The organism is Streptomyces sp. NPDC052042, from assembly GCF_044548345.1.
Taxonomy (GTDB): domain Bacteria; phylum Actinomycetota; class Actinomycetes; order Streptomycetales; family Streptomycetaceae; genus Streptomyces.
The window spans coordinates 1220182-1232965 of record NZ_JBIUBU010000001.1; the positions used below are offsets into that span (position 1 = coordinate 1220182).

6 protein-coding genes are annotated in these 12784 nt (G+C 72.2%); 4 read left to right on the top strand and 2 right to left on the bottom strand.

Translation table 11 applies throughout. From position 1 onward, the window contains the following. The first annotated feature begins 26 nt into the window (after nt 1-26). The gene (locus tag ACIHCL_RS05160; RefSeq protein WP_399857006.1) at nt 27-3719 is read left to right on the top strand and encodes a CDP-glycerol glycerophosphotransferase family protein; all 3693 of its coding nucleotides are present in this window, start codon (nt 27-29) and stop codon (nt 3717-3719) included. Nucleotides 3720-3971: 252 nt separating this feature from the next. Here the strand turns inward: ACIHCL_RS05160 and ACIHCL_RS05165 are convergent, their stop codons facing one another. Then, a complete protein-coding gene (locus tag ACIHCL_RS05165; RefSeq protein ID WP_399857008.1) occupies nt 3972-4586 on the bottom strand; it encodes a TetR/AcrR family transcriptional regulator in 615 nt (204 codons plus the stop codon). 129 nt (nt 4587-4715) lie between these two features. Here ACIHCL_RS05165 and ACIHCL_RS05170 point away from each other — a divergent pair, with 129 nt between their 5' ends. Both ACIHCL_RS05170 and ACIHCL_RS05175 read left to right on the top strand, forming a co-directional pair. Continuing rightward, nucleotides 4716-5657 carry an ABC transporter permease gene (locus tag ACIHCL_RS05170; RefSeq protein ID WP_399857010.1) on the top strand — a complete coding sequence of 314 codons (942 nt, stop codon included), beginning with the start codon at nt 4716-4718 and terminating at the stop codon, nt 5655-5657. 34 nt (nt 5658-5691) lie between these two features. Beyond that, the gene (locus ACIHCL_RS05175; protein WP_399857165.1) at nt 5692-6471 is read left to right on the top strand and encodes an ABC transporter ATP-binding protein; all 780 of its coding nucleotides are present in this window, start codon (nt 5692-5694) and stop codon (nt 6469-6471) included. Between the two features lie 231 nt (nt 6472-6702). Here ACIHCL_RS05175 and ACIHCL_RS05180 read toward each other — a convergent pair whose 3' ends face one another. Continuing rightward, nucleotides 6703-11748, bottom strand: coding sequence for an NAD-glutamate dehydrogenase (locus tag ACIHCL_RS05180; RefSeq protein ID WP_399857012.1), 5046 nt, complete (start codon nt 11746-11748; stop codon nt 6703-6705). Nucleotides 11749-12138: 390 nt separating this feature from the next. Here ACIHCL_RS05180 and ACIHCL_RS05185 point away from each other — a divergent pair, with 390 nt between their 5' ends. Next, on the top strand, nt 12139-12708 hold the full coding sequence (locus ACIHCL_RS05185) for a DJ-1/PfpI family protein (RefSeq protein WP_399857014.1): 570 nt from the start codon (nt 12139-12141) through the stop codon (nt 12706-12708). Nucleotides 12709-12784: the final 76 nt, after the last annotated feature.

The following is a 12784-nucleotide window of genomic DNA, read 5'->3' on the forward strand; positions in this document are numbered from 1 at the left end:
TGTGCGTCCGCCCCTGTTGTCCGTGCATGAAACCGCGCCTCAGTGTCGTCGTCCCGGTCCACAACGTCGAGGACTGCCTGGAGGACTGCCTGCGGTCGCTGGCCGGACAGACGGTCTCCGACATCGAGGTGGTCCTCGTCGACGACGGTTCGACGGACGGCAGCACGGACATCGCCCGGGGTTTCGCCGCCCGCGACCGCCGCGTCCGCTATGTGCGCCGGGACAACGCCGGGCTGGGCGCGGCCCGAAACACGGGCGTGCGGCACACCTCTCCGGACGTGCCGTACCTCGCGTTCGTCGACAGCGACGGCGTCGTCGTGCACGACGCCTTCCAGCGGATGCTGGCCTCGCTGGAGACGACCGGGGCCGACTTCGCCACCGGCAACGTGTGGCGGCTGGACGAGCGGGGGCGGCGGCAGGCGTGGCAGTACCGCTGGCTGACCACCACCCGGACGCGCACCCACATCGGCCGCGAACCCCGGCTGCTCGCCGACCGGATCGCCTGGAACAAGGTGTTCCGGCGCTCCTTCTGGGACCGTCACTCCTTCATGTTCCCGGAGGGGAGGCTCTGCGAGGACGCCCCTGTGACGATCCCGGCGCACTACCTCGCGGGCGCGGTCGACGTGCTGCACGAACACGTCTACTACTGGCGGATGCGGGATGGTTCGGTCACCCGGAGGCGTACGGACGCGCGGGGCGTACGGGACCGGATCGCGGCGTGCGAGCGGGTCAGCGCGTTCCTGGCGGACCGGGGCGGGCTGGCGGGCGCCGGTGCGCGACGGCGTTACGACCTGTCGTGCCTGCGCGACGATCTCGTGCACTGCTTGGAGGGGCTCGCGCGGGGCGGGCCCGCGTACCGGGAGGCGTTCATGGCGGGCGCGGGCGCGTTCCTGGACCGGATGGAGCAGATGGACGCGCCGGGGCGGGACGCGCTCCAGGAACTGCCCGCGGCACTGCGGATCAAATGGCGGCTGGTGCGGGAGCGCAGACTCGCCGAGCTGCTGTCCGTGCTCGCCTTCGAACGGGCCAACGGGTCGGGGGCGTTCATGGTCGACGGCGTGCCGGGGCTGCGACAGGCCGGTCTTCCCGGGCTGCCGGACCTCACCCGCCTGGCACGCCCCGATCTCCCGGCCGTGGCCCGGCTGCTGGAGGCGCGGTGGGGCCACGACGGGAAGCTGAGGCTGCGCGGCTACGCGTACGTCCGCAACCTTCCGGCCGCCTCGCCGCGGACTTCGCTGAAGATGGGCATGGTGTACGCGGTCCATGGCAGACAACTGCGCACCGTGCCGCTGCGAAACGTTCCCGCACCGGAGGCGACGATCAACTCCGGTCAGGAGCTGCACTGTTACGAGAACTCCGGCTTCGAGCTGACCATCGATCCACGCCGGTTGCGGTCCGGCGAATGGCTGGTGGGCGTCATGGTGGCCGCCCAGGGAACGGTCCGCCGGGTGGCCCTGCGCGCGGTGGAGGCCGGGACCGTCCAGCCGCTCGTCCACGACCTGGGTGACGGGCGGCGGGCGGTGCTCGACTACCGGCGCGAGCGGCTGCGGCTGACCCTGGAGCAGCTCCCGGCCCGGTGCGAGGACCGGCACTTCGGCCGGGATCTGGAGCTGACGGGGCGGCTGTACGCGGGCCCCCGTCCGAAGGCCGTGGTGCTGGCCTGTGACGGGGTGCCGGACCAGGAGTTCGGCCATCCGGTCGCATGCCGGGCGGACGGCCGGTTCACGGTACGGATCCCGCTCGCCGACCTCGCCGGGATGGCATCCGCACCGGCGGCCCCGCACCCGGCGCCGCGCGAGGTGGAGCCGGAGCCCGGCGGGCGGTGGCGGGCCCGGCTCGTCCTGGCGGACGGTTCACGGGTGCCGCTGGCCGCGGCCCCGGAGACGGCTCCGCCGGTGGTGGCGGACGCGGCGGGCGAACTGGTGCTGGACCTGAGCGGACAGCCGTTCGTGGACGCGGCCGTGTGGACGGCGGAGGGCGCCCTGCGGATCGAGGGGGTCGCGGGGGCCGGGACGGGGCTGCGGCAGGAGGAGGGTCCGGCCCGCCTGGTCCTGCGGCACGAGGAACTGCGCGAGACGGTGGCGGTCCCGGTCACCCACGCGCCGCCGTCCACGGGAGCGGAGGCGTACGGGAAGAAGGGTGCCGGTGCGCGCGCGGGCGCGGACGGAAGGGGCGGCTCCGGAGCGTACGAGCAGGCGGGCGCCTACGGGGAGCCGGGCCACGGAACACACATCGGCACGGGCCCCGGAACACACGCCGGCCCGGGAACGGCCGGGGCGTACGAGGGCACGGGCACGGGGACGTACGAGGGGCGCCGCTTCACCGCGTTCCTCGCGCCGAAGGTGGCGGCGGGGCTGCACGAGGGCTGCTGGGACGCGTATCTCGGCGGCCGGCCGGTCCGGGTGCTGACCGCGCTCGGCGCCCGGCTTCCGCTGCCCCGCAGCGGCACGGACCCGGCGGCCCCCTCCTCCGGCCGGGAGTTCGCCCTGGACCGCCGGTTCGGCGACCGGATGGCGCTGCGGGCCGGGCCGGTCCTCGCGGTCACCGAGCGGGGCGCGTACCGACGGGCCCAACTGCGCGGCAGGCACTACCCGGCGCGGCGCGCACTCCCGTTGCGGGACACCGTCCTGTACTCCGGCGGCCGGGCGGGCGGCGGCGCACCACGCGCCGTGCACGCCGAACTGGTGCGCCGGGGCGTGAACGCGGAGCACCTCTGGGTCACCGACGGTCTCCACGGCCATGTCCCGCACACCGCGGTCCCCGTCGTCGAGCACAGCGCCGCCTGGTACGAGGCGCTGGCCCGGTCCCGCCGGATCGTCACCGCCGGACAGCTCCCCGAGTGGTTCCGACGGCGGCCTGGCCAGACGGTCGTGCAGACCTGGCACGGCACTCCGCTCGGCCGTTTCGGCACCGACCTGGGCGGCACCCTGTACGCGGACCACCAGCGGCTGGCCTCGCTGCCGAGCCAGGCGGCCCAGTGGTCCGTCCTGGTCTCCCCCAGCCGCCACTCGACACCGCTGCTGCGCCGCGCGCTCGGCTACGGCGGCGAGGTCCTGGAGGCGGGCTCCCCGGCCAACGACCTGCTCTTCGCCGCCGACCGGGCCAAGACCGCCGAACGGCTGCGCCACCGGCTCGGCATCCCGGACGGCCGCCGCGTCGTGCTGTACGCGCCGACCTACCGCGACCACCTCACCCATCCGGCCGGCGCCGACGACGGCGAGGACCCCCGCTACCGCTGGGACCCGGCCCTCGACCTGCCCACCCTGGCCCGCTCCCTGGGCGACGGCCACACCCTGCTGGTCCGGCGCCATCCCCGGGTGACCGGGACCGTGCCCGAGGAGCACGGGGTGCGCGACGTGTCGGCGCACCCGGACGTCGTGGAGCTGCTGCTGATCGCCGATGTGCTGGTGACGGACTACTCGGGCGTGATGTTCGACTTCGCGCACACCGGCCGGCCGATGCTCTTCCACACCTACGACCTGACCCACTACCGCGACACGGCGCGCGGCTTCTGCCTGGACTTCGAGAACCGGGCCCCGGGCCCGCTGCTCCCCCACACGGAAGCCGTCGCCGCCGTACTGCGCGACACCGGCGCCCTGGCCGCTTCGGCCGCCCGGTACGTTGCGGAGTACGAGAGCTTCCGCCGCGACTTCTGCGACCTGGACGACGGCCGAGCGGCGTCCCGCGTGGCGGACCGTCTCCTCGCCGTCGCCGGGTAGGTCGCAGGGCACGACCCGCCACCCGGACGCCGACCGCCCGGCCTCCGCCCCGACGACGGCGGCCCGGAAACAGCACGCGGCCGGAGGAAACGCGGTCCATGGGCACAGGACGCGGCCGAAGGGCACACCATTCACGGACACGGGACACGGCCCGCGGCCCTCCGCTCGCTGGACACCCGGTCCGCGGACCGGTCGCGGCCGGAAGACACCCGGTCCGCGGACTGGACGAAGCCGCTCGCTCCGCCCGCGGCCTCACCCCGCGGGCGTTCTGAGGGCCGCGACCGCCGCGACCGCCAGCTCGTCGAGGTAGCCCTCGGGCAGCGGGGTGCGGACGACGGCCAGGCGCCAGTAGAGCGGGCCGACGATCAGGTCCAGGGCCCGGTCCGGGTCACTGCACTCGGGCAGTTCGCCGCGTGCCACCGCGTCGCGCACGACCACGGCGGCGATGCCCTGCTGCGGGTCCAGCAGGGCGGCCTTGATCGTGTCGGCGATCTCGGGATTGCGGGCCGCCTCGACCAGCAGGTCCGGGATGACCTGCGAGGCGACCGGATGGCGCAGGGCGTAGGCGGCGAGCTCCAGCACGGCGCGCACGTCCCCGTGCAGCGAACCGGTCGCCGGGGCCGGCATGCCCTGCACGGCCACCGCGGAGACCAGGTCGAGCACCAGGGCCAGCTTCGACTTCCAGCGCCGGTAGACGGCGGTCTTGCCGACGCCCGCGCGCCGGGCGATGCCCTCGATCGACATCCGGGCGAAGCCCACCGCGGCCAGTTCCTCGAAGACCGCGCTGCGGATCGCGTCGGTGACGTCCTCGCGCAGCACGGCGGCTCCGGCGGGGGCACGGCGGCGGGTTCCGGGAGCGGTGGTCATGGCCGAATGATAGTCCGCCACGACGAAACGGTTGCGTTGCGACGTCGGCCCGCCCTACTCTCTGCGTTGCGACGATACGGTCCCGTTCCATCGACCGATCCCGCGTTCCCCCCTCCGTCGAAAGCGATCGTGGTGAGCCAGACAACGACCCCAGCGGCCCCGCCCGACACCCCCGCCGCCGCGGCCCTCCCCGTGTACGCGCCGGGCGAACTCGCCGCACTCGCCGCCCGGCACGGACTGGCGGTGAGCGGGGCCCGGCCTTCGCTCGGCGCCTACGTCCGGCAACTGTGGGACCGGCGGCACTTCATCACGGCGTTCTCCACCGCCAAGCTGACCGCCCAGTACAGCAGGGCGAAACTGGGCCAGATCTGGCAGATCATGACCCCGCTGCTGAACGCGACCGTCTACTACTTCATCTTCGGCGTGCTGATGGACACCAAGCGCCATGTCGAGGACTTCGTGCCGTTCCTCGTCACCGGCGTGTTCATCTGGACCTTCACCAGCAGCTCGATCACCGCGGGGACCCGCGCGATCAGCGGAAACATGGGGCTCGTCCGGGCCCTGCACTTCCCGCGCGCCTCGCTGCCGATCGCGCTGGCCCTCCAGCAGCTCCAGCAGCTGCTGTTCTCACTGGCCGCGCTGACGCTGATCCTGGTGGGGTTCGGTCAGTTCCCCAGGCCCTCCTGGCTGCTGGCCGTCCCGGCCCTGTTCCTCCAGGCCGTGTTCAACACCGGCGTCTCCATGGCGGTGGCACGGCTGACCGCCCGGACCCCGGACATCGCCCAGCTGGTGCCGTTCGTCCTGCGCACCTGGATGTACGCCTCCGGCGTCATGTGGAGCGTGGACCAGATACTCAAGGGCGACCGGGTTCCCCACATCGTCGAGGTGGCCCTGAAGTGCAATCCCGCCGCCGTCTACATCGATCTGATGCGGTTCGCGCTCATCGACAGCTTCGGCGCGTCCCATCTGCCGCCGCACGTCTGGGCGATCGCCGCGGGCTGGGCGCTCGTGTGCGGCGTGGGCGGTTTCGTGTACTTCTGGCAGGCGGAGGAGCGGTACGGACGTGGCTGACCTCAACGGCAACACCGGTTGTCGCATCGGCGGCGTGCGCGGCGCCGACGAGCGGGTGCCGACCGTCGTCGTGGACGACGTGCACATCACGTACCAGGTCCATGGGGCCCGCACCGGAAGGGGCGGCGCCACCTCGGCGCTCAGCCGGATCGTCTCGCGTCGGCAGACCCCCGGGACACGCGAGGTGCACGCCGTGAAGGGGGTGAGCTTCGCCGCGTACCGGGGCGAGGCCATCGGCCTGATCGGCTCCAACGGTTCGGGCAAGTCGACCCTGCTGAAGGCCGTCGCCGGGCTGCTGCCCGCGACGAAGGGCCGGGTGTACACCCGCGGCCAGCCCTCGCTGCTGGGCGTGAACGCCGCGCTGATGGGCGACCTGACCGGGGAGCGCAATGTGGTGCTCGGCGGCCTCGCGATGGGCATGTCACGTGCCCGGATCCGCGAGCGCTACCAGGAGATCGTCGACTTCTCCGGCATCAACGAGAAGGGCGACTTCATCACGCTGCCGATGCGGACGTACTCCTCCGGCATGGGCGCCCGGCTGCGCTTCTCGATCGCCGCGGCCAAGAGCCACGACGTCCTGCTGATCGACGAGGCGCTCTCCACCGGGGACGCCAAGTTCCAGCGCCGCAGCAAGGACCGGATCGCGGAGCTGCGCCAGGAGGCCGGGACGGTCTTCCTGGTCAGCCACAGCAACAAGTCGATCACCGAGACCTGCGACCGGGCGATCTGGCTGGAGGCGGGAACGCTGCGGATGGACGGCCCGGCGGACGAGGTCGTGGCCGCGTACGAGAAGTTCACCTCCGGAAGGAAGTGAACGGGGTCGCGGGCGGGAGCCGTCGGAGCCCGGACGCACCGGTCCGGCGGCCCCCGCCCTTCCGCGTGCCCCCGGCGGACGGAACGCCGCGGGAGGCGGCCGGCCGGGGACGGCCGGGAACGCAGGACTGCGGAAGAGCGCGGAACGCGGCCGGGGCGGCGGGGAAGGCGGGAGAAGCGAGGCGGGGCGGCCACCGGAGAACCGGTGACCGCCCCGCCTCGTCGAGCGTCCCTACGCGTGCGTGCGCAGCAGCGTCCGCATCGTCCGCATGGCCACGGACAGGTTCGCCAGGTCGAACGAGTCCGAGCCCCGGATCTCCTCAAGGGTGGAGCGCGACCGGGTGAGGACCGCCGCGTTCTTCTCCTCCCACTCCTCGAACCGCTCCTGCGGCGTCGAGCTCCCGTCGCCCGCGGACAGGACGTCCGCGGTGAGCGCGGCGTGCGCCGCGTACAGGTCCTCGCGGATGGAGGCACGGGCCATCGACTGCCAGCGGTCGGCCCGCGGCAGCTCGATGATCCGGTCCATGAGCTGGGTGATGCCCAGCCGGTCCGCGAGGTCGTAGTACACCACGGCGACGGCGAGCGGTTCCTTGCCGGTGTGCTCCGCGATCGCCACGATGTCCAGCGCCGGGAAGGCGGAGGAGAACCCGGCGACCCGCTGGGCCAGCTCGTCCGGGACACCGGCCGCGGCGAGGTCGTCCAGGATCGACTGGTACCACTCCAGGTCGGCGCCCTGGAGCGTCTTCGGCAGCTCGGCCCAGACCTGCTCGACGCCCGCCTTGAAGGAGTCGACCGTCTCGGCGATCGCCAGCGGCTGCGGCCGGTTGCCGAGCAGCCAGCGCGTACCGCGCTCGACGAGCCGGCGCGAGTGCAGCCGGATCCGGGTCTGCACATCGGCGGCGACCTTGTTGTCGAGCGCCTCGACGGCGTCCCACACCCGGCCCAGACCGAAGATCTCGCGGGCCGCGAACTGCGCCCGCACGATCTCCTCGATGGACGCGCCGGTCTCCTCCCGGAACCGGTGCAGGAAGCTCGAACCACCGGTGTTGACGGTGTCGTTGACCAGCACCGTGGTGATGATCTCGCGGCGCAGCGCGTGCCCGTCGACCGCCTCGGGGAACCGCTCGCGCAGCTGCCGCGGGAAGTAGGCGTGCAGCAGCTCCTGGAGGTGCGGGTCGTCCGGCAGGCTGGTGCGGATCAGGTCCCGGGCCGCCGTGATCTTGGTGTAGGCCAGCAGCACGGCCAGCTCCGGCTGGGTCAGTCCCTTGCCGCCGCTCAGCAGCTCCCGGATCTGCCGGTCGGTGGGCAGGAACTCCAGCGAGCGGTTCAGGTCCCCGTCGCGGCCCAGCCGGCGCATGAAGCGCTGGTGGGCGTGGAGCAGGGAGGCCGACTCGGAGGTGGCGTTGGCGAGCGCCACGTTCTGCGCGTAGTTGCTGCGCAGCACCAGGCGGCCGATGTCGTCGGTCATCTCGGCCAGCAGCTTGTTGCGCTGCTTGACCGTCATGTCGCCGTCCCGGACCAGGCCGTTGAGCAGGATCTTGATGTTCACCTCGTGGTCGGAGGTGTCCACACCGGCGCTGTTGTCGATCGCGTCGGTGTTGATCTTGCCACCGCCGTGGGCGAACTCGATCCGGCCGAGCTGGGTGGCGCCGAGGTTGCCGCCCTCGCCGACGACCTTGGCCCGCAGGTCCCGGCCGTCGACGCGGATCGCGTCGTTGCCCTTGTCGCCGACGTCCGCGTTCGACTCGGCGGACGACTTGATGTACGTGCCGATGCCGCCGTTCCACACCAGGTCCACCGGGGCCGTGAGGATGGCCTGCATCAGCTCGTTGGGCGTCATCTTGGTGACGCCCCGCTCGATGCCGAGCACCTCGCGGACGTGCGCGTTGATCGGGACGGACTTGGCCGTGCGCGGGTGGACGCCGCCACCCGCGGAGAGCAGGTCCTTGTCGTAGTCGGCCCAGGAGCTGCCCGGGAGCTCGAAGAGGCGGCGCCGCTCGGCGTGCGAGGCGGCGGCGTCCGGCGCCGGGTCGAGGAAGATGTGCCGGTGGTCGAAGGCGGCGACGAGCCGGATGTGCTCGGAGAGCAGCATGCCGTTGCCGAACACGTCACCGGACATGTCGCCGACGCCGACGACCGTGAAGTCCTGGGTCTGGGTGTCGTGGCCGAGCTCGCGGAAGTGCCGCTTGACCGACTCCCAGGCACCGCGGGCGGTGATGCCCATGCCCTTGTGGTCGTACCCGGCGGAGCCGCCGGAGGCGAACGCGTCGCCGAGCCAGAAGCCGTAGCCGACGGCGACCTCGTTGGCGATGTCGGAGAACTTCGCGGTGCCCTTGTCGGCGGCGACGACCAGGTACGTGTCGTCCTCGTCGTGCCGCACGACGTCCTCGGGCGGCACGACCTCGCCCGCCACCATGTTGTCGGTGATGTCGAGCAGGGCGGAGATGAAGGTGCGGTACGAGGCGATGCCCTCGGCCATCCAGGCGTCGCGGTCGACCGACGGGTCCGGGAGCCGCTTGGCGACGAAGCCGCCCTTCGCGCCGACCGGCACGATGACGGTGTTCTTCACCATCTGGGCCTTGACCAGGCCGAGGATCTCCGTGCGGAAGTCCTCCCGCCGGTCCGACCAGCGCAGACCGCCTCGGGCGACCTTGCCGAAGCGCAGGTGCACGCCCTCGACGCGCGGCGAGTAGACCCAGATCTCGAACGCCGGGCGGGGCGCCGGAAGGTCCGGGATGGACTGCGGGTCGAACTTCATCGAGACATAGCCGTGCGGCCGGCCGTCGGCGCCCGTCTGGAAGAAGTTGGTGCGCAGGGTGGCCTTGATGACCGTGAGGAAGGAACGCAGGATCCGGTCCTCGTCGAGCGAGGCGACCTGGTCCAGAGCCCCGTCCAGCTCCTCCAGCAGCCCGTCGGTCAGCTCGGTGCCGGCGCTCTGCCGCTCCGGGGACATCCGGGCTTCGAAGAGGGAGACCAGCAGCCGGGTGGTGTGGACGTTGTTGCGGAGTGTGCTCTCCATGTAGTCCTGGCTGAAGGTGGAACCGGCCTGGCGCAGGTACTTCGCGTAGGCGCGCAGCACCGTCGCCTGGCGCCAGGTCAGCCCGGCGCCGAGCACCAGCGCGTTGAAGCCGTCGTTCTCGGCCGCGCCGGTCCACACCGCGGCGAAGGCGTCCTGGAACCGGTCGCGGGCGTCGTCGGCGAGGTGGGCACCGGTGCCGTTGGTCAGCGGCATCCGCAGACCGAAGTCGTAGATCCACGCGTGGGTCTGGTCCGCGCAGCGCAGTTCGTACGGACGCTCGTCGACGACCTCGACGCCGAGCCGCTGCAGGGCGGGGAGGACCGCGGACAGGGAGACCTGCTCACCGGTCCGGTAGATCTTGAAGCGGCGCTCGCCGGGGGCGGCGCCGACCGGCTCGTACAGGCTGAGGGCGAAGTCCTTCTCGTCCTTCTGGAGCGCCTCCAGGTGGACGAGGTCGGCCACCGCGGCGCGCGGCGAGTGATCGGCCTTGTAGCCCTCGGTGAGGGCACGGCCGTACTGGCGCAGCAGCTCCGCGGCGCGCTCCTCGCCGCACTCGGCGGTGAGGGCCTCCTGGAAGCCGTCGGACCAGGAGCGGGCCGCCTCGACGAGCCGGGCCTCGATGCGGTCGGCCTCGGCGTCGGTGAGGCCGGGCAGCACGGTGCCGGGCGCGACCCGGACGACGAAGTGCAGCCGGGAGAGGACCGACTCGGTGTTCCAGGCGGTGAAGTCGACGCTGGTGCCGCCCAGCTCCTCCTTGAGGATGTCGATCAGGCGCAGCCGTACGCCGGTGGTGTAGCGGTCGCGCGGCAGGTAGACGATCGCGGAGTAGTAGCGCCTGTACTCGTCCTGGCGCAGGTAGAGCCGCAGCCGGCGGCGCTCCTGGAGGTACAGCACGGAGGTGACGACGGAGCGCAGCTGGTCGACGGGGGTCTGGAACAGCTCGTCGCGGGGGTACGTCTCCAGGATCTTGAGCAGGTCGCGGCCGTCGTGGCTGTCGGGCGAGAAGCCCGCACCGTCCAGCACCTCGGCGACCTTGCGACGGATGACGGGCACCCGGCGCACGGACTCGGTGTAGGCGGCGGACGAGAACAGGCCGAGGAAGCGGCGCTCGCCGATGACGTTGCCGTCGGCGTCGAACTTCTTCACCCCGACGTAGTCGAGGTAGCTGGGGCGGTGGACGGTCGCCCGGCTGTTGGCCTTGGTGAGGACGAGGAGCTTGCGCTCGCGGGCCTTGGCCCGGGCGTCGGGGGGCAGCCGGTCGAAGGACGGGCTGACGGGGTGGGCCTCGTCGACGCTGTGGTGCGGGTCGGAGCGCAGGATGCCGAGGCCGGTGCCGGGCACGGCGGCCAGCGCGTCGGTCTCCCTCAGCTCGTACTCGCGGTAGCCGAGGAAGGTGAAGTGGTCGGCGGCGAGCCAGCGCAGCAGTTCCCTGGCCTCGTTGACCTCCTCGTCGGCGAGGCCGTCGAGCGGCTCGCCGGGCAGGTCGTCGGCGATGCGGAGCGCGGCGTCGCGCATCTTCGCCCAGTCCTCGACGGCCTCCCGTACGTCGGACAGCACCCGCAGCAGATCGGCGGAGATCTGCTGGAGGTCGGAGCGGTCGGTCTCACGGTCGATCTCGACGTGGATCCAGGACTCGACGAGCGCGTCGTGCGGCAGCTCGGTGCCGGCGCCCTTCGCGGCCTTGGCTCCCTTCGCTCCCTTGGTCGCCTTGTCGTCCTTCCGGGCCTGCGCGGTCGCCCGGAGGCCGTTGCCCTCCGAGAGGACCTCGATGAGCTCGCCGGTGACGTCGCGGCGGACGACGACCTGCGGGTGGATCACGACGTGGATGCCGCGGCCCTGGCGGGACAGCTCGTTGGTGACGGAGTCGACCAGGAACGGCATGTCGTCGGTGACGACCTCGACGACGGAGTGGCTGGACGTCCAGCCGTTCTCCTCGACGGTCGGGGTGTGCACGCGGACGTTGGCCGTGCCCTGCGGACGGACCTCCGCGAGCCGGTAGTGGGAGGCCGCGGCGCCGAACACGTCGACGGGGTCGCGTCCGGTGATGTCCTCCGGAGCGGTGTGCAGGTAGTAGCGCTGGAGGTACGCGAGGATCGTGTCCTGTCCGGGACGCTCCTGCCCCGCCCCGGTGCCGTCGGCCCCTGCGCCCGCCCGCGGGGCACCGCCCGGGCCGCCGACACCACCGCCCGGGTGTCGGTCAGCTACCTTGGCGGCCCGTGCGAGCAGCTCGGCCTTGGCTTCGTCCAGCTTGGTCTGCATGTCCTCTGGCTCCTGTCGCGCGCCGTTGCGTGACGTAGGTGTAAACAGCGACGTACCGCCACGACACGGGTTTTACGGTCTGAGTCGACGGTATGCCGCTATGAGGGGTGTCCGGGGCCGTATCGGTGATTCTTGACCACCGGCCCGGGTGGAGAGGATCAGGCATGGCCCGGGTGCTGCGGCACTCCGGGCGCTGATCGGGGGCTCCACTGCCCCCGAGGCATATCGCGCTGATCACGGGGTCCAGGCTATCTCGCCCACACCCATAACCGTCACGAGCCGCATGTGTACAAAAGTTGGTCGGGAAGTTTGACACTCTGGACAGCGCGCGGCCCTGTGTTGCCCCACTCTGGTAGACGGAACAGGCCGACGACCCGTGGGAGCCCCACCATGGCACCGAAGATCCTGATCGTCACCGGCGACGCCGCAGAGTCCCTGGAGGTCCTCTACCCCTACCAGCGGCTGCGCGAGGAGGGTTACGACGTCCACATCGCCGCCCCCACCCGCAAGACGCTCCGCTTCGTGGTCCACGACTTCGAACCCGGCTTCGACACGTACACGGAGAAGCCCGGCTACACCTGGCCGGCCGACCTGGCCTTCTCCGAGGTCGCCCCGGCGGACTACGTGGCGCTGGTCGTGCCGGGCGGCCGGGCCCCCGAGTACCTGCGCAACGACCCGGAACTGCGCAAGATCCTCAAGGCATTCTTCGACTCGGACCGGCCCGTCGCCCAGATCTGCCACGGCCCGCTGATGACGGCGGCGGTCGGCGCGCTGGCCGGCCGGCGCGTCACCGCCTATCCGGCGCTGGAGCTGGACATGCAGGCGGCGGGCGCCGCCTTCGAGGACCACGAGGCCGTGGTCGACGGCACACTGGTCTCCTCACGTGCCTGGCCGGACCATTCTGCGTGGATGCGCGAATTCCTGAAGGTGCTCCGGACCAAGGCCCCGGTGGCCGACTGAGCACGACGCGAACACCGGCGGCCGGCCGGGCGCGGAACCCGCCGCGGACCCCTCGGACGGCTGAGCACGAGGACAC